The sequence below is a fragment of the Ancylobacter sp. IITR112 genome, assembly GCF_041415945.1.
In the GTDB taxonomy this organism is placed as follows: Bacteria; Pseudomonadota; Alphaproteobacteria; order Rhizobiales; family Xanthobacteraceae; genus Ancylobacter.
Map to the genome: position 1 here is coordinate 855122 of NZ_JBGCUS010000001.1, position 21464 is coordinate 876585.

Here is a 21464-nt window from a genome sequence, read left to right on the forward strand (position 1 = left end):
CGGCGGCGGCAGGGCCCGCCCCGCGTCCCGTCAGCACGGGGGAGGGGCGCGCATGGATGCCGTCCGCGAAAGGACGAGGGTGGATAACGAAATCAGCGCTGTATGGCTAGTGCGGCGGTGAGGCCGCCATCCACCGGCAGGGTTGCGCCGGTGACATAGGCGGCGCCGGGCGAGAGCAGGAACGACACCACGCCCGCCACATCCTCCGGCGCGGCGAAGCGGCCGGCGGGGATCTGCTTCTCGACATTGGCGCGGTAGGCGGCATAGGGCGCCAGCATCGCCGTGTCGACGAAGCCGGGGGCGACGACGTTCACCGTCACCCCGCGCCGCGCGCTCTCGATGGCGAGCGTGCGGCAATAGCCGGCCAGCGCCGCCTTGGAGCCGGCATAGATGGCATTGCCGGCATTGGCGACATCCGCCGCGATGGAGCCGATGGCGACGATGCGCCCGGCCCGCGCCCGCGTCATCGGCCGCACCAGCGCCCCGACCAGCTTGACGAAGGACCAGTAATTCACCTGCATGAGCTGCTCGGCGCGGTGCTGGTCGACCAGCGCCGCGAGCGTGTCGTAGCTCATGCCGGCATTGTGGACGAAGCCGAAATAGGTCGGCTCCTCCGCGAGGACGGCGGCGAAGGCGTCCACCGCGCTTTTGTCGGCGAGGTCGAGCGCGCGGGCCTCAAGGCGGGCGTCCGGCTTTTCGGCCGTGATCGCGGCGATCAGCGCCTGCGCTTCGGCCTCGGCCGTGCGCACGGTGAAGACGACCTCGAACCCCGCGAGCGCGAGGGCGCGCACGATGGCGGCGCCGACGCCGCGCCCGCCGCCGGTGACGAGGACGCGCTGGCTCACGCGGGTTCGCCCGTGAGGATCAGGCACACATTCTGGCCGCCGAAGCCGAAGGAGTTCGACATCACGCGCGTGACCTTGGCGTCGCGGGCGACGTTCGGCACCACGTCGAGCGGGATGGCCGGGTCGGGCAGCTCGTAATTGATGGTCGGCGGAATGCGGCCATTGGCGATGGTCATCAGCGAGACCACGGCCTCGATGGCACCGGCAGCGGTGAGCGTATGGCCGATCATCGACTTGTTGGACGAGATCGGGATGCCCGCCAGCCGCTCGCCGAACACGGCGCTCATGCCGGTGAACTCCATGCGGTCGTTCTCGGGCGTCGAGGTGCCATGGGCGTTGATGTAGTCGATGGCCTCGGGCGCGGCATGGGCATCGGCAAGAGCGTTGCGCATGCAGCCGATCACCGGCTTGGCGTCCGGCGAGGAGCGGGTGCGGTGGAAGCTGTCGGCCATTTCGCCGACGCCCTCGACCACGCCGAGGATCTTCGCGCCGCGCGCCAGCGCGTGCTCCAGGCTCTCCAGCACCAGCGCGCCGGCGCCCTCGGCGATGATGAAGCCATCGCGATTCTTGGCGAAGGGGCGGGAGGCGGCTTCCGGCACGTCGTTATTGGTCGACAGCGCCGAGAGCAGAGAGAAGCGGATCAGTGCTTCCGCCGTCACCGAGCCGTCGGTGGCGATGGACAGCGCCGCCTCGCAGTCGCCGCGCCGGATCGCCTCGACGCCGAGCTGGATCGAGGTGTTGCCGGAAGCGCAGGCGGTGGACAGCGAGATCGGCTGGCCCTTGGTGCCGAAGCGGTCGGCGAGGTGGTCGGCGATCGAGCCATAGAGGAAGCGCTCGTGCCAGGCGTCGTGGCCATGGGCCTCGGCGGCGCGCAGCAGGTCGTCATAGGAGACCTGCGCATTGGGGGCGGCTTCCTGGGCGAGGATGCGGCGCTGCGGCCATTCCAGCTCGATCGGCGGCACGGCGCAGAACAGCGGGCCGGGGAAGGCGCCCTTGCCGCCAATGCCGGATTCGGCGATCGCCTCTTCCGCCGCCAGCGTCGCCAGCTCCTCGGAGAGGTCGGGCGCGGTGCTCCGGCTCTGGGGCAGATAGTCCACCGTGCCGGCGATGGTGGTGCGCATCGCGTCGATGGGGAAGCGGGTGATGCGGTGAATGCCGGACGCGCCGGAGGTCAGCTTCGCCCAGTTATCTTGCTTGCCCTGGCCGAGCGAGGTGACGAGCCCCATGCCGGTGACGACGACAATCGGCCGGCCGGCCTTGTCGGTATAGGAAGCCATGATCTGCTCCTCGGAAGCGATATGCTCCCGGCTGGTGGGTCAGTCGGCGCGCTCGACCAGCGCGACGCCTTCCCCACGCCAATGCCCCACTGCGGTCACGATGGCACGGGAAAGCGGGCCATCGAAAGGCTTTTCCAGCGTTTCGCCCTCAAGCGGCGCGAACAGCTTGCCCTCGGCGACGCTGAGCGCCGCCAGCGCCAGCGCCACCGGCATCTGCGCTTCCAGCCCATGGCCGACGCGGTCGGTGACGGAGCGCACCGGCAGGCCGGAACGGGCGAGCACGGCGGCTTCCGCCTGCGTCGGCTCGGGCGCGCCGGACGCGGCGGAGAACACGGCGGTTCCGTCGCCGGCGCCGGCTGTCTTCAAAAGCTGTTCCAGCACCGCCTCGACGGCGCCGGGATCGTTGCGTCGGGCTCGCTCGGACCATACGCCGGAGAGCTTGGCGATGGGCTTGGCGCCGCGCGCCGTGGCGTGCTCGGGCGATTCCAGCACCAGGAAGGCGCCGGCCGAGCCGGTCGGCACGCCCTTCGGCTCCGCCAGCACCGGCGCCCAGGGGGCGTGCATGGCGAGGCGCTTGAGGGCGAAGAGCAGCAGCATGTCGCGCCGCTCGGCATTATAGGCGCCGCCTACCAGCGCGATCTCGCTGGTGCCGGCGGCGATGCGTGACCAGCCGATGCGCACCGCGTCCGTGCCCGAGCTTTCCTCGCCCATGAAGGTGCGGGACGAGCCGGTGACGCCATGGACAATGGAGATGTTGCCGGCGAGAAGGTTCGAGAGCTGCGCCAGGAACAGGGTCGGGCGCAGATTCGACTGGAGCTGCTCGTTGAGGAAGACCTCGGGGTTCGGCTGCTTCTCGATCTCGCTGAGAATGGCGCCATCGACCGCCTGGTCGCGCTCGCCGCCGCCCGCCGCCACCACCATGTCGGTCGTGGCGAGAATGTCCTTGTCGCCCTTGATCCCGGCCGAATCCAGCGCGAGGCCGGCGGCATAGGTGCCGATGCGCTGCCACGGCTCCATCTGCCGCTGGTCGCCCTTCTTGGGGATCTGCGCGTCGAAGCTGACCGGGGCCAGCGGGTGCACGACATAGGGCGCGAAGCCCGATTCGTCGATCACCGGGCGGGCGCCGGAGGCCAGCGCCTGCCGATGCGCTTCCGGTCCTTCACCGAGCGAGGAAACGAGCCCGATGCCGGTGATCCAGACGTCGCGACGATTAGACATGCGTGAGATTTCCTGCGGCTTCCGCCGTGTCGGTCGCGGTCTCGCCCATCGGCATGCCGATGCGCTCCGCGGTGGAGAGCAGATAGCCGCGCAGTTCCGGGGCGGGGAACGGCATGGTCTTGAGCGTCACGTCGGCATTGCAGACGAGCTTGCCCTCGACGCGCCCCTCGGCCTTGAGACGGGCGAAGCCCGAGCCGTCATGATCGAGGCGGGCGAACACCTCGATCACCTGCCCGGGCGTCACGAAGGTGCGCAGCTTGCCCTTGTCGACCGAGGCGAGGAACGCCATGCGGTCGTAATTGTGAAGCCGCAGCAGCAGCATGCCGCAGCTCTGCGCCATGATCTCGAACAGCAGAACGCCCGGCAGCAACGGGTGCCCGGGGAAATGGCCTTCAAAGATCGGGCTCTCGCACGGGACGGTGTTGGCGGTTCGCAAGGTGCGTGCCTCGAGGTCGAGCTCAACCACCTTGTCGATCATCTGGAAATATTCGAGGCGCATTACCCGTCCCGCTTGTACGTCGTCCTTCCGCCGGTCAGGCGGACTTGGCGGCGATCAGCTCGTCGATACGCGCGCACAGATTCTTCAGAACGAAGTACTGCTCGGTCGTCGCCTTGCCCTCGTTCACTTCCTGCGTCCAGCTTTCCAGCGGCAGCTTGATGCCGAACGCCTTGTCGATGGCGAAGGCGATGTCGAGGAAGTCAAGGCTGTCAATGCCGAGATCGTCGATCGCGTGGCTCTCCGGCGTGATGTTCTCGCGCGGGATGTCGCACGTTTCGGCAATGATGTTGGCAACGGTCTCGAACGTGGTCGACATGAAAGGCCTCTGATCTCGGCAGCCGCGTCCGGCCACAGTTGAATGGGTTCGCCCGGCGCTCCCGCGTCGCAGGCCCCCGAATGGATGTCGGCCCGTATACCTAAGCGCGAGGGGCGATTCAATGGCGCCGGCACGGCAATCCTCGGCAGTGTGACATCCCTGCCGCCGCGGCCTGTCCAGCGCGATGCGCACGGGGGCGGCGCGCCGTCATGGCGACGTGACCGGATTCGTCCTATCGTCGCCCGCGTCGGTGGATAGTAAAGTTGCGGAGCAGGCGTCATGAACCCGTTTACTTCGGCCTTTTCATGGCTCGGAAAGGGGGCGGCGCTTTCGCTCCTCGCGCTGTCTTTGACCGGGCCGGCCGTGGCGCAGGCGCCGAAGCCCGCGGCGTCGAAGCCGGCTGCCGCCACGCCGACGGCTGCTGCCCCGGCCAAGCCGGCCCCCGATGCGCTGCCGAAGACCTATGCGCCGCAGGAACTCGTCGAGGCCGCGCGCCGGCTGCAGGCGCTGCTGCAGCGCGAGCGCGGCCCGCTGCCCAAGCCCGCGGCCCAGTTGCGCAAGGATGCCGACGCCGCGCTCGCCGCCGGGGATGCGCGCACCGCCGCCGATCTCTATGGCAAGTTGGCGCAGGCGAACCCCGGCGACGCCGCGCTGTGGCAGCGCCTCTCGCGCATCAAGCCGAACGACGACGAGAGCGCCGACACCTTCCTGGAGCGGGCGCAGGCCGCCGCCTTCCTCGCCTATCGCGCCGCGACGACCAAGGCGCAGCAGGCGGACGCGCTATTCGCCATCGGCCATCTCTATGACCAGCGCTCGCTCTGGCGCCCGGCGCTCGACACGCTCGCCACCGGCCTCACCTATGTCGACGTGCCCGAGCAGCGCGCCTTCTACGACAAGCTGCGCGAGGAGCGCGGCTTCCGCATTCTCGACTACAGCGTCGATTCGGATGCCTCCAACCCGCGCATCTGCGTGCAGTTCTCCGAACCGCTGGTAAAGGGCGGCAAGGACTATTCCGCCTATGTGACGCTGCGCGGGCCGCAGGGCCCGGTGGACAAGCCGGCGGTGACGGCGGAGGAGAGCCAGCTCTGCGTCGAGGGGCTGAAGCATGGCGAGAGCTATGACGTGACGCTGCGCGCCGGGCTGCCGTCCTCCATTGCCGCCGAGCCGCTCGCCGCCGCTTCCGAACTCACCATCTATGTGCGCGACCGCAAGCCGGGCGTGCGCTTCACCGGCCGCAATTATGTGCTGCCGCGCACCGGCCCGCGTGGCATTCCGGTCGTCTCGGTCAATACCTCGCGCGTGGCGGTCGATCTCTACCGCATCGGCGACCGCAGCCTGATCCCCACCGCCATTGACGGCGAGTTCCGCCGCGACCTCGGCGGCTATGACCTGCAGCAACTGAAGGACGGCAAGGCGGAACTCATCTTCAAGGGCGAGCTGGAGACCGCTTCCCCGCTCAATGAGGATGTGACCACCTCCTTCCCCGTCGACGAGGCGGTGAAGACGCTGGCGCCCGGCGTCTATGTGCTCGCCGCCCGTCCGGGTGGCGATGCCGCCGACCCGAATGACGAGTGGCAGTCGCGCGCGACGCAGTGGTTCGTTGTCTCCGATCTCGGCCTCACCGCCCTGTCCGGCAGCAATGGGCTAACCGTGCTGGTGCGCGCGCTCGGCACCGCGCAGCCGTTGGAAGGGGTGGAACTGCGCCTGCTCGCCAAATCCAACGACGTGCTCGCCACCGCCCGGACCGATGCCAGCGGCAGCGCCGCCTTCGATGCCGGGCTGATGCGCGGCAAGGAGGGCTTCGCCCCGGCGGTGATCGTCGCCCAGGCCAAGGAGGGCGACTATGCTTTCCTCTCTCTCGCCGACCAGGCTTTCGACCTCACCGATCGCGGCGTCGGCGGGCGCGCGGCGCCGGAGCGCTTCGATGCCTTCGTGACCACGGAGCGCGGCGTCTACCGTTCCGGCGAGCAGGTCCACGTCACCGCGCTGCTGCGCAGCCCGCAGGTGGCGGCGGCGACGGGCGTGCCGCTCACCGTGATCTTCAAGCGGCCGGACGGCGTGGAGGAACGCCGCGAACTGGTCGCCGACCAGGGCGCGGGCGGGCGCACCGTCACCTATGCGCTGATGGGCGACGCCATGACCGGCACCTGGCGGGTCGAGGCCTATGTCGATCCGCGCGGCGCGCCGGTGGGGTCCACCACCTTCCTGCTTGAGGACTATGTGCCCGAGCGGCTGGCGCTCGACCTCTCCACCACCGCGACCGCGATCGCGCCGAACGCGCCGGTGACGGTGGCGGCGGATGGGCGCTGGCTGTTCGGCCCGCCGGCGGCCGGGCTCGATATCGACGCGGAGATCGAGGTGCGCGTCGCCGAGTCTCGCCCGGGCCTGCCGGGCTGGCGCTTCGGCCGCACTGACGACGGCTTCACGCCCGTGCGCCAGCCGCTGGCCGACGCGCCGGTGACGGATGCGCAGGGCAAGGCGAGCCTTTCCGTGCTGCTGCCGACCCTGCCGGCCACGGCGCGGCCGCTGGAGGCGGAAATCTTCGTCGGGCTGAACGAGGGCGCCGGGCGGGCGGTGCGCCGCTCGCTGGTGCTGCCGGTGCAGCCCGCCGGCACCGGCATCGGCGTCAAGCCGCTGTTCGACAAGGCGGGGCCGGGCGAAAATGGCACGGCCGGCTTCGAGGTGCAGGGCTTCGACGCCGCCGGCCAGCCCGTGGCGCTGAAGGGCGCGCACTGGGCGCTCTACCGCATCGAAACCCGCTATCAATGGTACCGCCTCGGCGGCAACTGGGACTTCGAGCCGGTCGAATCGGTGGCCAAGGTCGCGGACGGCGCGGTCGAGCTGACCGCCGGCGCGCCGGCGCGTCTCAGCGTGCCCGTCGCCTGGGGCCGCTATCGGCTGGAAGTGACCGATGGCACGCTCGCTACCGCCATCTCCTTCGATGCCGGCTGGGGCGGCGGCGCCACCGCCGACGCACCGGACCGGCTGGAAGTGGGCCTCGACAAGGCGCAATACGCCGCCGGCGACACGCTGAAGGTGAACCTCACCAGCCGCTATGCCGGCTCGGCCACCGTGCTGATCGTCGGCGACGGCGTGCTGGCGGCGAAGACGCTTGACGTGAAGGCCGGCGACAACGCGGTCGACTTCAAGGTCGCCGCCGGCTGGGGGCCGGGCGCCTATGCGCTCGCCTTCCTGCACCGTCCGCTCGACGTGGCGGCTGGCCGCAATCCCGGCCGCGCCATCGGTCTCGCCTGGTTCGGCGTCGACCGCGCCGAGCGGGTGCTGGCGGTGAAGCTGGGCGCGCCCGCGCTCGCCCGGCCGGAGACGACGCTGTCCGTGCCGGTCGAGGTGGCGGGCAATGGCCAGGGCGAAGCCTATGTGACGCTCGCTCTGGTCGATGTCGGCATTCTCAACCTCACCGGCTTCAAGGCGCCGGACCCGGATGGCTTCTATCTCGGCCAGCGGGCGCTGGGCACGCAGGTGCGCGACTTCTACGGCCAGCTCATCGACGGCATGCTCGGCAGCCGCGGGCGGCTGCGCGCCGGCGGCGATGCCATGGATATGGGCCTGCAGGCCGAGCCGCCGACGCAGCCGCCGCTCGCCCTGTTCTCCGGGCTGGTGAAGCTCGACGCACAGGGCCGGGGCACCATCGACTTCACCCTGCCGCCCTTCGACGGCACCGGCCGGCTGATGGCGGTGGCATGGTCCGGCGCGGCGGTCGGCCATGCGCAGGGCGATGTGGTGATCCGCGACCCCGTGGTCATCACCGCCACCCTGCCGCGCTTCCTCGCCGCTGGCGACCGCTCGACGCTCAATCTCGCCCTCGACAATGTCGACGGCGAGGCGGGCGATTATGCGCTGGAGATCGTCACCGACGGTCCGCTGACGGTGGCCAGCGCGCCGAAGACGGTGCCGCTCGCCAAGGGGGCGCGCCAGTCCTTCGCCGTGCAGATGGACGGCGCCGGCATTGGCGAGGCGAGGGTCTCGGTGCGGCTGTCGGGTCCGGGCGGTCTGGCGATCACGCGCGACTATGCGCTCAATGTCCGCCCGGCCTATCCCGCCATCTCCCGCCGCAGTGTGGAAACGCTGGCGCCGGGGGCGGCGCTGACGCTCAGCGCCGATCTCGTGGCGGACCTCGTGCCGGGACGGGGTGGGGTCAGCGTTTCCGCCGGGCTCGACCCGGCCTTCGATGTGCCGGCGCTGATCGGCGCACTTGACCGCTACCCCTTCGCCTGTTCCGAACAGCTCACAAGCCGGGCGCTGCCGCTGCTCTATCTCAGCGATTTCGGCCCGCCGCAGCGCTTCCGCCTGACCAAGGACCCGGCGGAGACGATCCGCAACGCCATCGCCCGGCTCATTGCCCGGCAGGGTTCGGACGGCTCCTTCGGCCTGTGGGATGCGGGCGGCAACGATCTGTGGCTCGACGCCTATGTGAGTGACTTCCTCACCCGGGCGCGCGAGCGCGGCCACGCCGTGCCGGAACAGCCCTTCACCCTCGCTCTCGACCGGCTGCGCAATTCGCTGGCCTATGCCGGCGATGGCGCCACCGATGACGGCGCCGCCTATGCCATCTATGTGCTGGCGCGCAACGGGCGGGCGCCGCTGGGCGACCTGCGCTATGTCGCCGACGCCAAGCTCGACGCGGTGACCAGCGCCATGGCACGCGGCCAGCTCGCCGCGGCGCTCGCCATGCTCGGCGACAAGGGGCGGGCGGAGAAGGTGTTCAACGCGGCGCTGGAGATTCTCCCCGACGCCTCGGAGACCCTGACCACCGGCCGGCCGGATTTCGGCTCCATCCTGCGCGACGCCGCCGGCGTGGCGACGCTCGCCTCGGAAGCCGGCTTCACCGCCACCGCCCGCACCGCGCGCCAGCGCGTCGCCACTGCCTTTGTCGAGGCGGGTCCCACCTCGACCCAGGAAGACGCATGGCTGCTGCTCGCCGCCCGCGCGCTGCGCGAGGGCAAGGGCATCGCGCTCGACATCGACGGCCGGGCGCATACCGGCCTCTATGAGCGCAGCCTGACGCCGCAGGAACTCGCCAAGCCGATCATCCTCACCAATCGCGGCATCGCCCCGCTGGATGTCGCGGTGTCCATCGACGGCCCGCCGGTGGCGCCGGAGCCGGCGGCGGCGGATGGCTTCACCCTGACGCGCAGCTATTACACGCTGGCCGGCGTCCCCGCCGATCCCGCCAAGGTGGCGCAGAACCAGCGCCTCGTCGTGGTGCTGGAGGCGACGGAAGAGGAGGCCGGGCCCAGCCATGTGCTCCTCGTCGACCATCTGCCCGCCGGCTTCGAGATCGACAATCCGGCGCTGGCGGTGGGCGCCGACACCGGGGCACTGGCCTGGCTGGGCGATACCTCGCAGCCCGACCATGCGGAGTTCCGCGACGCCTTCTTCGCCGCCGCCTTCGACCGCACCCAGGGCGGGGAGGAACCGGGCCTACTGCGCGTGGCCTATATCGTGCGCGCGGTCTCGCCTGGCCGCTACGCCCATCCCCCGGCCATCGTCGAGGACATGTACCGCCCCGGCCGCTTCGCCCGCACCAGCGCCGGCCAGACCGAGGTGACGGGGCCGGCGCGATGAGAGGACGGGGGAGTCGCGCGCGGTGAGGCCAGCCCGATGAGACCGGTTCTGCAACGCGCCGGCGCCCTCGCGCTGCTCGGCGCAATGCTGCTGGGCGGGGGCTCGTATGCCTGGCTTGCCGGCGTGCGGGCGAGCGCGCCGCCGCCGCCCCTTCTCGCGCTCTCGGTGGAGGTGCGCGACCGCGAGGGCCGTCTGCTGCGTCCCTTCGCCTTGCCGGACGGGCGCTGGCGGCTGCCGGCGCAGACGCGCGACATCGACCGGCGCTTCCGCGACATGCTGATCGCCTATGAGGACAAGCGCTTCTTCGAGCATGGCGGGGTCGATCCGCTCGCTTTGCTGCGGGCGGCCGGGCAGATGCTGCGGCATGGGCGTATCGTCTCCGGCGGCTCCACCCTCACCATGCAGGTGGCGCGCTTGCTGGAACCGCGCGAGGGCCGCGGGCTCAAAGCCAAGCTCGGCGCCAAGCTCGCCGAGATGCGCCGCGCCATCCAGCTTGAAGCGCGGCTGAGCAAGGACGAGATCCTCGCGCTCTACCTCACCCTCGCGCCTTATGGCGGCAATATCGAGGGCGTGCGGGCGGCGAGCCTCGCCTGGTTCGGCAAGGAGCCGCGCCGGCTCTCTCTCGCCGAGGCGGCGCTGCTGGTGGCGCTGCCGCAGGCGCCGGAATCGCGCCGACCCGACCGTTTCCCGGAGCGGGCGGCGCGGGCGCGGGAAAAGGTGCTGACCCGACTGGGCGAAGCGGGGCTGTTCGGCCCGGCGGAAGTGGAGTACGCCCTGCGCGCCGCCGCTCCGGGCGGCCGGCTCGATCTGCCCAAGCTCGCTCCGCACGCGGCGGAGGAGGCGCGGCGCCAGCAGCCGGCCTTGCAGCGGCACGATCTCGCCATCGACGGCTCCGCGCAGGCGCGGCTGGAGGAACTGGCCGCGGAGCGGGTGCGCGAGCTCGGCACCGGCGTGTCGCTAGCGCTGGTCATGGTCGACAATGCCAGCGGCGAGGTGCTGGCCCGGGTGAGCGGCGCCGACCCGCTGGACGCCACCCGCGCCGGGGCGGTGGACCTGACGCGCGCCATACGTTCGCCCGGCTCGACGCTGAAGCCGTTTATCTACGGCCTCGCCTTCGAGGACGGCATCGCCCATCCCGAGACGCTGATCGAGGACCGGCCGGCGCGCTTCGGCGCCTATCGCCCGCGCAATTTCGACCGCGACTATCAGGGCACGGTCTCGGTGCGGCAGGCGCTGCAATTGTCGCTCAATGTGCCGGCGGTGGTGCTGCTGCAGGCGGTGGGGCCGCAGCGCCTCGCCAGCCGGCTCGGCCAGTCCGGTTTCGCGCTGAAGCTGCCACCCGGCGAAGTGCCGGGGCTGGCGGTGGGGCTGGGGGGTGTCGGCATGAGCCTCGACGCGCTGGCCGGCCTTTATGCCGGCATCGCCAATGGCGGGCGGGCGCAGGCGCTGCGCGAGCGGCTGGACGGCGCCGCCTCCGGTCCCGACGGGACGCGCGAACTGATGAGCCCGGTGGCGGCGGCCTATCTCGCGCAGTCGCTCGCCGGCACGCCGGCGCCGCGCAATGAGCGCGCGGGGCGCATCGCTTTCAAGACCGGCACGTCCTTCGGTTATCGCGACGCCTGGGCGGTGGGGTTCGACGGGCGGCGGACCATCGCCGTGTGGGTGGGGCGGCCGGACGGCCAGCCGGTGCCGGGCATGATCGGGCGCGAGGCGGCGGCGCCGATCCTGTTCGAGGCCTTCGCCCGGCTGGTGACGCGGCCGGCGCCCTTCGCACCGGCGCCGCGCGAGGCGATTGAGGCGAAGAACGCGCAATTGCCGCCGCCGCTCCGGTTTTTCGGGCGGGCGTCGGGGCAGGGGGGCTCGGAGGGAGGGCCTAGAATCGCGTTTCCGCCCGATGGCGCCAGCCTGGAGAGGGAGGGCGACGAGCCGCTGGTTCTGAAGGTGAGCGGCGGGACCGGAAAGCTGACGGTTTTCGTCGACGGCGTGCCCGGCGGCCAGCCCGCCGGGGCCGCCACATGGTTCTGGCGGCCGGCGGGCGCGGGCTTCGTGCGTCTGACCGTCATGGACGCTGCGGGATCATCCGACAGCGTCACCTTGCGTATTCGCGGAGCGGCCGATGAGGAAGGGGCCGCTCAGAAGGGACGTCTCAACGGCCGTTGACGGCGGCGCGGGCGATGTCCTGGCGGGTCAGGCCACGCTTGGCGAGAGCGGCGTCGGACAGGCGCGACAGGGCCTCATAGCGCTGGGCGATGCGGCGACCTTCGCCGAGAGCTTCGAAGAAGCTGGTGACGCCTTCGACGAAGCGCGAGAAGAAATCGGACGAGGTGTGGTTCAGGGTGGTGGTGGTCATCTCTGGCTCCTGTATTCTGTATGCCAGGAATATAGACGCTCTACCGCAACGCAAAAGACGAAATGCTGCATGGCAGCACTGAGGGGCGCGCATGCCTGGTCGGGGCGGTGGAACGGGCCCTGCGTGGAGGTCTGGCTAAGGTTTCAACCAAAATGGCCGAGAGGCCGAGGAAAGCCAGCCGCTGATTGCCGTCCGGTCCTCTTTTTTGCTGGGCGAGCCATGCGCGAAGGGGGCGGCGGTGCCGCCGCCTCACACACACCGATGGCACGGCGCGTTCCCGTCGGCACTCCTCGAACCGGCGCGGCGGTGCGGGCCCGGCGCGCCGCAGCGGCGGCGCGAATCGCTGCGGCTCCGGGCGCCTGCCTGGCGATAGCGGGCAGCGTCCGCTCCGAGCACGGATTTTCGCGGGCGTTGCGGCGGCGAACCGCCGTCACCGCTGCCGCCGCATCGGGCCTGCACCAGCCAGCGCCCGCCCTGCGCAGGCCTGGCGCGCCTGGCAGGGCGTCCCGTCGCGTCGCGCCGGCGGCGTCCCGGCGCGACGGGCGCGGTGGAAACTTCCGCGGGAGGGGGTAGACCGCGCCGGCGGGAGCGTCTATAGAGCGCGCCACTGCCGCTGCCCCCGCGCCCCGACACACGCTGTCGCCGCGGAAGGCCCCGGAAAGCGCCGCCTGCGGCGACCCGGTGGGGGATAGTTTAACGGTAGAACTGCGGACTCTGACTCCGTTAGTCCAGGTTCGAATCCTGGTCCCCCAGCCACCACTTCTCCCATGACATCCGCCGCCCTGATGGGCATGGGCGCCGGCTCCCGCCGGGCGCGCCCGTGCCGCGCGCCAGCCGCGGCGCCTGTCCGGCCGATCGGCTGCCGGCACGCCCGCCCCCGGCGGCCCCTCGCGCCACCCCTTGGCGTCGCCCGGCTCAGCCGCCGGTGCCGTCGCTGTCGTCGGGATGCTCCGATTTGGGCGGGCGGCGCGGAAAGATGCGGTAGACCGTCGCCGGGGAGACGCCGAGCGCGCGCGCGACATCCGGCACCGGGCTGCCGCTCGCCAGCAGGCGATGCGCCTTGGCGATGTCCTTGTTCGACAGCGATTGCGGGCGTCCCCGCCGCCGCGGCCCGCCATTCGCCGTCGTCGGCATTGAAGGCGGCTCGCTGAGTTGGGCGAGCGCGCGGCAGGCGAAGGCGAGCGCTTCCCCGGACGGGATCATCATGTCCATCGGCATCTGGCCCAACTGGATCGTTACACCCCTTTTGCTGAGGGACGCGACGATGCGCACCACCGATTCGACATCCGCGCCGAGATGATTGAGCGCCGGAACCGCGAGCACATCGCCAATGCGGACAAAATCCAGCGCCGCCCGCAGCCCGGGCCGGTCGATGCGGCGATCATCATCAATATCGCTGAAGACCTGTTCGCAGCCGAGCGCCCTTAGCGCGACGGCCTCCGGCGCGTCCGGATCCCCGCTGCCGGCGGGCAGCGCGTCGCGGCCGGAATGGAACATGGAGTCGGGTGCCGGGCGGGTGTTTCCCCCGCCTTCGGATTCTACGAGACAATAACCGACAAGCATAATTCCCCGCAGGCCGGGCGTTCTCAAACACGAGAACCCTCGCTCGGAACCACTCCGATCGAGCCGCTGGCCTCCCCTGATGCGTAGCAAAAATAGCACGGTCGCCAAGAACCGCTATGCCGACGTGTGGTTGTCAGCGAATGCAATCATTTAGCGTGATTTTTGAGAGCGGCGGACCCCACCCTGGTGTGGTTACGAAATGGTTGAAATTCCATCCATTTTGGAAAGGAAAAAGAGCGGCATCATCCGGAATGGAGATTTCTTACCTCAAATTACGCAAACCTTTATGAAATAAGGGTCGGTTGCAGTCCCTCCGATTCTTGAACTAGTTTGCCTCCGAATCGTGGCGTGCCGGCCATGCGGGTACCGGCGCCGTCGCGGATCGGGCGGGATCACCGCCTGCAAATTGGGGAATCGGGGGAATTCATGGCGAGAAAAATTGCCAGGGTGCGTGGTGCTGCGCGCGCCGCGAACGGCTTCGTGCGTCGCAACGAAGTTCGTGCATCCGCGTCCGTCATTGTCGATCATCGCAAGGGCGTGCTGTTCGGCTCGGTGTCCGGCGTCGCCGTGGCGGCGATGCTGGCGGCGGCTGTCATGCTGTCCCCCTCCCGCGCTGACGCCGACTCCTCGTCCCCGGCCAGCTGCACCGAGACGCCGAGCGCAGGAAGCTGGTTCTGCGACAACAACCCCGTTCCCACGGATGGCAACATCGAGGGCAACGGCAAGGACAACACCATCGAGATCGTCGGTGGCAATTACTCCTGGTATGACAAGGCTACCGGCTACAGCAATGTGAATGGCAAGGCCGGTAACGACACCATCACAATCGCGCCGGACGCCACGGAACCCTACAGCAGCTCGATCTACATCAAGGGTACGATCGACGGCGACAGCGATGACGACGTCATCACCTTCGGTGGCGGCACCCTCATCTCGGGGACGGGCACCGTCTCGCTGTTTCAGGGCAATATCGACGGCGGCGATGGCGACGACATCATCAATGTGACCGCCTCGGACCAGGTCGCGACCACCATCGAGACGGGCGGTATCGACGGAACGGCCAACATCCTTGGCGGCGCCGGCTCCGACACGATCAACATCACCAATGCCTCGCTGCAGGACATCACCATCGACGGATCGGTGATGGGCGAGACCGGCAAGGACGACATCAATATCGCCGCCACCGCCGGCGCCGAGATCTACATCAAGGGCAATGTCTATGGCGGCTCGGGCGACAACGAGACCGACAATGACGACACCATCGACATTGTCGCCGGCAACACCGAGGTTTCCGGCGGCGGCCTTGTCAAGATCGACGGCAGCGTGCGCGGCGACAATGGCGACGACACCATCAACATTGCGGCCTTTGACGGCGGCGATGTCGAGATCGGTGGCGATGTTCTCGGCGGTCGCAGCGGCGACTCCCTCAGCCTGATTGCCTCGGGCTCAAAGGCCGACGTCTGGGTCAAGGGCGACGTCATGGGCGAGAACGGCCATGACACGATCAGCATCCTGGCCGAAGATGGCGGCGATGTTTTTGTCGGCGATGTCAAGGGCGACGGTGTCGCCGACGCGCATGGCGACGACAAGATCTTCATCACCGCCTCCGGCCGGCGCAGCGACGTGTTCGCCGACGACATCGAGGGCAATGGCGGCAGCGACCTGATCGTCGTGGGTGCCACCGAAGGTGGCGAAGTTCGTTTCGACGATATTCGCGGTGACGACTTCTTCGGCGAGAACGGTGATAACGATTACCTGTTCGTCTATGCGGACAAGGGTGGCGAGGTTCGCGGCGACGATATCTACGGCATGACGGGCAATGACGTCATCGCCGTCGGTGCGCTGCGCGGCGGTGAGGTTCGCCTCGACGACATTCGCGGCGGCGATGGCAACGACCTGATCGCCCTCGGCGCTGCGCTCGGCGGCGAAGTCCGCGTGGACGATGTCGATGGCGGTGATGGCAACGACATCATTCTGCTCGGCGCGGCGCTGGGCGGCGAGGTGCGCGCGGACGACATCAGCGGCAATGACGGCAACGACCTGATCGCCCTGGGTGCCGCGCTCGGCGGCGAGGTGCGCGTGGATGACATCAGCGGCGATGACGGCAATGACCTGATCGTCCTCGGCGCTGCGCTCGGCGGCGATGTCCGTGTTGACGACATTTCCGGCGGCTCGGGCAACGACGCGATCCTGCTCGCCGCGACGGGCCGGTGGAGCGATGTGAGCGCCGACGACATCTCCGGCGGTTCGGGCAACGATTTCATCGGCCTGCTGGCGAGCGAGGGCGGCGAAGTTCGCTTCGATGACATTTCGGGCGATGGCGGCTGGTTCTCGTCGGGCAACGACCTGATCGTTCTGGCGGCCACCAAGGGCGGCGAAATCTCCGGCAACGACATTGACGGCGGCTTCGGCAATGACGCCATCGGGCTCATTGCCACCAAGGGCGGCGAAATCAGCGTCGACGACATTTCCGGCGGTTTCGGCGACGACGCCATCGGGCTCATTGCCACCAAGGGCGGCGAGATCAGCTTCGACAACATCTCCGGCGACGGCGGCTGGTTCTCCTGGGGTGACGATCTGATCGTGCTGGCGGCGTCGGAAGGCGGCGAGATTTCCGGCAACGACATTGATGGCGGCTTCGGCGACGACACCATCGTGCTGCGGGCGAGCGAAGGCGGCGACATCGAGGTGGAAGACGTCTCGGGCGGCTCTGGCGAGGACCGGATCATCCTGTCGGCGAGCGACCGCTGGAGCGACGTGAACGCCGAGGACATCTCCGGCGGCGATGGCGATGACTTCATCGGCCTGTTCGCGAGCGAAGGCGCCGAGATGCGCGTCGACGACATCTCGGGCGGCGACGGCGACGACGCTATCGGGCTGCTGGCCACCAAGGGCGGCGAGATCCGCGTCGACGACATTTCCGGCGGCGATGGTGACGACGCCATCGGCCTGATCGCCAGCAAGGGCGGGGACATTCGCGTCGACGACATTTCCGGTGGCGACGGCGACGACCTGATCGTGCTGAGCGCGTCGGAGGGCGGCGAGATCCGCTTCGACGACATTTCCGGCGACAGCGAGGATCGCCGGGGCGGCGACGACCGGCGCTATCGGCCGAGCAATGACGATGTGATCGTGCTCTCGGCGTCGGAAGGCGGCGAGATTTCCGGCAACGACATTGACGGCAATCGCGGCGATGACTTCATCGGCCTGTTCGCCTCCGACGGCGGCGATATCCGGGTCGAGGACATCTCCGGCGGCGACGGCGATGACGTGCTGGTGCTGGCGGCGGTCGGCCGTCGCAGCGACATCGAGGCCGAGGATATCTCCGGCGGCGACGGCGATGACTTCATCGGCCTGTTCGCGAGCGAAGGCGCGGAGATGCGCGTCGACGACATTTCCGGCGGCGACGGCGACGACGCTATCGGGCTGCTGGCCACCAAGGGCGGCGACATCCGCGTCGACGACATTTCCGGCGGCGATGGTGACGACGCCATCGGCCTGATCGCCAGCAAGGGCGGCGACATTCGCGTCGACGACATTTCCGGTGGCGACGGCGACGACCTGATCGTGCTGAGCGCGTCGGAGGGCGGCGAGATCCGCTTCGACGACATTTCCGGCGACAGCGAGGATCGCCGTGGCGGTGACGACCGGCGCTATCGGCCGAGCAATGACGATGTGATCGTGCTCTCGGCGTCGGAAGGCGGCGAGATTTCCGGCAACGACATTGACGGCAATCGCGGCGATGACTTCATCGGCCTGTTCGCCTCCGACGGCGGCGATATCCGGGTCGAGGACATTTCCGGCGGCGACGGCGATGACGTGCTGGTGCTGGCGGCGGTCGGCCGTCGCAGCGACATCGAGGCCGAGGACATCTCCGGCGGCGATGGCGATGACTTCATCGGCCTGTTCGCGAGCGAAGGCGCCGAGATGCGCGTCGAGGACATTTCCGGCGGCGACGGCGACGACACGATCGGGCTGCTGGCCACCAAGGGCGGCGAGATCCGCGTCGACGACATCTCCGGCGGCGCCGGTGACGACGAGATCGGCCTCACGGCGACCAAGGGCGGCGAGATCCGCTTCGACGACATCAATGGCGATGGCGGCTGGTTCGCCTTCGGCGACGACAAGATCAAGCTGTCGGCGTCGGAAGGCGGCGAGATTTCCGGCAACGACATTGACGGCGGCTTCGGCGACGACACCATCGTGCTGCGGGCGAGCGAAGGCGGCGACATCGAGGTGGAAGACATCTCGGGCGGCGCTGGCGAGGACCGGATCATCCTGTCGGCGAGCGACCGGCGGAGCGACGTGAATGCCGACGACATCGCCGGCGGTTCCGGCGATGATTTCATCGGCCTGTTCGCGAGCGAAGGCGGCGAAGTTCGCTTCGACGACATCAATGGCGATGGCGGCTGGTTCGCGTCGGGCAACGACACGATCCTGCTCGCGGCCACCAAGGGCGGCGAGATCTCCGGCGAGGACATTGACGGCGATGCCGGCGACGACACGATCGGCCTGATCGCCAGCAAGGGCGGCGAGATCCGGGTCGGCGACATCTCCGGCGGCGCCGGTGACGACGAGATCGGCCTCACGGCGACCAAGGGCGGCGAGATCCGCTTCGACGACGTCAATGGCGATGGCGGCTGGTTCGCCTTCGGCGACGACAAGATCAAGCTGTCGGCGTCGGAAGGTGGCGACATCCGCGGCAACGACATTGACGGCGGCTTCGGCGACGACACCATCGTGTTGCGGGCGAGCGAAGGCGGCGACATCGAGGTGGAAGACATCTCGGGCGGCGCTGGCGAGGACCGGATCATCCTGTCGGCGAGCGACCGGCGGAGCGACGTGAATGCCGACGACATCGCCGGCGGCAGCGGCGACGATTTCATCGGCCTGTTCGCCAGCGAAGGCGGCGAAGTTCGCTTCGACGACATCAATGGCGATGGCGGCTGGTTCGCGTCGGGCGACGACACGATCCTGCTCGCGGCCACCAAGGGCGGCGAGATCTCCGGCGAAGACATTGACGGCGATGCCGGCGACGACACGATCGGCCTGATCGCCACCAAGGGCGGCGAGATCCGCGTCGACGACATCTCCGGCGGCGCCGGTGACGACGAGATCGGCCTCACGGCGACCAAGGGCGGCGAGATCCGCTTCGACGACATCTGGGGCGATGGCGGCTGGTTCTCGTCCGGCGACGACAAGATCAAGCTGTCGGCGTCGGAAGGTGGCGACATCCGCGGCAACGACATTGACGGCGGCTTCGGCGACGACACCATCGTGCTGCGGGCGAGCGAAGGCGGCGACATCGAGGTGGAAGACATCTCGGGCGGCGCTGGCGAGGACCGGATCATCCTGTCGGCGAGCGACCGGCGGAGTGACGTGAATGCCGACGACATCGCCGGCGGTTCCGGCGACGATTTCATCGGCCTGTTCGCGAGCGAAGGCGGCGAAGTTCGCTTCGACGACATCAATGGCGATGGCGGCTGGTTCGCGTCGGGCGACGACAAGATCATCCTGTCGGCGTCGGAAGGTGGCGAAATCTCCGGTAACGACATTGACGGCGATGCCGGCGACGACGCCATCCTGCTGCGGGCGCGTGACGGCGGCGAGATCGCGGTCGAGGATATCTCCGGCGGTTCGGGTGATGATTTCATCCTTCTCCGCGCCGATGGCGGTAGCATCGTCGCTGACGATATCGACGGCGGCCGTGGCGATGACGAGATCATCATCACCGCTTCGGATGTCGAAGGCACCTTTATCTCCGTCGACAACATCCGCGGCGACAGCGGCGATGACCTGGTCGTGCTGTCGGGTCTCGACAACGCCAATTTCTCCATCGACGGCGAAATTGACGGTGGCCGCGGCTTTGACACTCTCATCGTCACCGATGCCAGCACGTTGTCGCTGGATGATGTCGAGCGCTTCCAGCAGCTCGGCGTGTCCGAGGGCTCCTATCTCGAGCTCACCCAGCGCTGGGTGAACTTCAACGGCAATAGCGGTACCGACGGGCTGGTGGCGGTCGACTCGACCTCCTATCTGCGCCTCTCGGACGCCAATGCCGACCTCGACACCGGCACCTTCGTTCTCGAGGGGGCACAAGACGGCGAACTCGGCTACCGCACCATCAACACCGGCGTCGCCGCGGGTGACCTCGCCGTGACCGGCGGCGTGCTCGACGTGGCGGGTGACTCGGTCAGCGTCCATGACACCCGGGTCGAGCTCTACCACGACACGGACAATATGGTGCTGGAGGATCTCCCGGCCGCCACCTTCATCAACCAGGGCACCATTGCGCTGCATAATGGCATTGATGACGTGGCCGGCGACCGCCTGACCATCAATGGCGACTATGTCGGCGGCGGCAACCTGCTGATCGACACCTATCTCTACGATGCGGCCAGCCCGACCGACATTCTGGTCATCAACGGCAATGTCGCCGCCGGCAACACGACGACCATCTACGTCAACAACACCAATCCGGGTCAGGGCATCTACACCGGCACGAGCTTCGGCCAGGGCATCAAGGTGGTGGATGTGTCGGAAAGCGGCGCCTCTCCGGACGACGCCTTCCAGCTTGCGCGCAACACCGTCAGCGGCGAGCGGGAAGTGATGGCCGGCGCCTTCTCCTACCGCCTGTTCCAGGACCCGGATAATGAGATGCCGCTCAGCCGGGCCGCTGAGGACACGGGCGCCGGCGACTGGTACCTGCGTGCGGGCTACAGCGCGCAGTCGACCGGCTACGCGACCGCGCCCTCGGCCATGCAGCGCCACTTCTATGCCGGCATGGACACGATCTATAAGCGCCTCGGCGAGATGCGTCAGCAGGAGCAGCTCGAAGGCCGCAATGCCGATCTGGCTGATCCGGTGACCAAGGCTCCGGCCTATCAGCCGGTGCCGGCGCCGAAGTTCCAGATGTGGGGCCGCGGTGGCGGCGCCGACCTCAGCTACGATGTCAGCGGCGGCTGGGGCTTCTCGCAGCAGACCTGGGGCCTGCAGGCCGGCGGCGACTACACCTTCGACTACAATGACTGGCGGGTCACCCTCGGCGCGTTCGGCGGCTATGGCTGGTCGGATGTCGACGTGGATGGCGACTGGACGTCCTGGGGCGGCAGCTCCACCATGGACATCAATGGCTGGAACGCGGGTATCTACGCCTCGTTCCGCCAGGTCGGCCTGGTGCCGGGCGCGGGCTTCTACACCGACGTGGTCGGCAAGGTGGATGTGCTCGATCTCGACATCGCCTCCACCAGCAATGTGACGGCGAATACCGACGCCACGGTGTGGGGCGGGTCGATCGAGATGGGCTATGGCTTCGAGGTCGCGAGCGGCTGGGTGATCCAGCCGCAGGCCCAGCTCGCCTATGCCAGCGCCAATCAGGATGCCTATGTCGACTCGATCGGCACTTATGTGACGCCGGGTGATGCGGACTCGCTGATCGGTCGCCTCGGCCTGCAGGTGCAGTCAACCTTCGTCATGACCACCGGTCAGACGATCACTCCCTACGCCACCTTCAACGTGCTGTCGGAGTTCCTGGGCGACAACAAGACCAATGTCGCGGGCACCGTCCTTACCAGCGACATCAACGGCACCTGGTACAATGCCGGCCTCGGCTTTACCGCCGACCTCAATGGTACCGTCGCCCTGTTCGCCAATGGCGAATACAATTTCGGCGACGTGCAGGGCTGGGCTGGCACCGGCGGCCTGAAGGTTCGCTGGTAAGCACCGGCACATGGCCTGCGGCTGCGGCCGCAGGCCGGACGACAAGCCTGGGCCGGCCCTCGTGGTCGGCCCATTGCTTTTCGGCCTGCTT

General features: G+C 68.9%; 10 protein-coding genes and 1 tRNA gene. 4 read left to right on the forward strand and 7 right to left on the reverse strand.

Going from position 1 to position 21464, the window contains the following annotated elements; translation table 11 throughout:
* Positions 1 to 92: 92 nt before the first annotated feature.
* The 5 genes from AAC979_RS03920 to AAC979_RS03940 are packed head-to-tail and all read right to left on the reverse strand — an operon-like array spanning position 93 to position 4155.
* Positions 93 to 872 (reverse strand): SDR family oxidoreductase, encoded by a 780-nt coding sequence (locus AAC979_RS03920; RefSeq protein WP_371345511.1) that lies wholly within the window; start codon positions 870 to 872, stop codon positions 93 to 95.
* Positions 842 to 2122, reverse strand: a complete 1281-nt coding sequence (locus AAC979_RS03925) for a beta-ketoacyl-ACP synthase (RefSeq protein ID WP_371345512.1) — start codon at positions 2120 to 2122, stop codon at positions 842 to 844. Before AAC979_RS03925 ends, AAC979_RS03920 begins: the two co-directional genes overlap by 31 nt.
* A gap of 39 nt (positions 2123 to 2161) precedes the next feature.
* Positions 2162 to 3340, reverse strand: a complete 1179-nt coding sequence (locus tag AAC979_RS03930; RefSeq protein WP_371345513.1) for a beta-ketoacyl-ACP synthase — start codon at positions 3338 to 3340, stop codon at positions 2162 to 2164.
* Positions 3333 to 3839 (reverse strand): 3-hydroxyacyl-ACP dehydratase FabZ family protein, encoded by a 507-nt coding sequence (locus tag AAC979_RS03935; protein WP_371345514.1) that lies wholly within the window; start codon positions 3837 to 3839, stop codon positions 3333 to 3335. The genes AAC979_RS03930 and AAC979_RS03935 overlap by 8 nt, the downstream gene beginning before the upstream one ends.
* Before the next feature lie 34 nt (positions 3840 to 3873).
* Positions 3874 to 4155, reverse strand: a complete 282-nt coding sequence (locus AAC979_RS03940) for an acyl carrier protein (RefSeq protein WP_018390121.1) — start codon at positions 4153 to 4155, stop codon at positions 3874 to 3876.
* Between the two features lie 279 nt (positions 4156 to 4434).
* On the opposite strand from AAC979_RS03940, the gene AAC979_RS03945 reads away from it, so the two are divergent.
* Together AAC979_RS03945 and pbpC are read left to right on the forward strand one after the other, a co-directional pair.
* Positions 4435 to 9741 carry an alpha-2-macroglobulin gene (locus AAC979_RS03945; protein WP_371345515.1) on the forward strand — a complete coding sequence of 1769 codons (5307 nt, stop codon included), beginning with the start codon at positions 4435 to 4437 and terminating at the stop codon, positions 9739 to 9741.
* A 36-nt stretch (positions 9742 to 9777) separates the two neighbouring features.
* Positions 9778 to 11901: a penicillin-binding protein 1C gene (gene pbpC / locus AAC979_RS03950; protein ID WP_371345516.1), complete on the forward strand. Its 2124-nt coding sequence runs from the start codon at positions 9778 to 9780 to the stop codon at positions 11899 to 11901.
* On the opposite strand, the gene AAC979_RS03955 is transcribed toward pbpC, so the two are convergent.
* Entirely contained in the window at positions 11888 to 12091 is a 204-nt protein-coding gene (locus tag AAC979_RS03955; protein ID WP_371345517.1) for a DUF1127 domain-containing protein, read from the reverse strand. The two genes, pbpC and AAC979_RS03955, sit on opposite strands and share 14 nt — an antisense overlap.
* Positions 12092 to 12773: 682 nt before the next feature.
* On the opposite strand from AAC979_RS03955, the gene AAC979_RS03960 reads away from it, so the two are divergent.
* Positions 12774 to 12847, forward strand: a tRNA-Gln gene (locus AAC979_RS03960).
* Positions 12848 to 13006: 159 nt separating this feature from the next.
* Here AAC979_RS03960 and AAC979_RS03965 read toward each other — a convergent pair.
* Positions 13007 to 13753 carry a recombinase family protein gene (locus AAC979_RS03965; protein WP_371348992.1) on the reverse strand — a complete coding sequence of 249 codons (747 nt, stop codon included), beginning with the start codon at positions 13751 to 13753 and terminating at the stop codon, positions 13007 to 13009.
* Positions 13754 to 14080: 327 nt separating this feature from the next.
* Here AAC979_RS03965 and AAC979_RS03970 point away from each other — a divergent pair, with 327 nt between their 5' ends.
* Positions 14081 to 21373 (forward strand): autotransporter outer membrane beta-barrel domain-containing protein, encoded by a 7293-nt coding sequence (locus AAC979_RS03970; RefSeq protein WP_371345518.1) that lies wholly within the window; start codon positions 14081 to 14083, stop codon positions 21371 to 21373.
* The last annotated feature ends 91 nt before the right edge of the window (positions 21374 to 21464 follow it).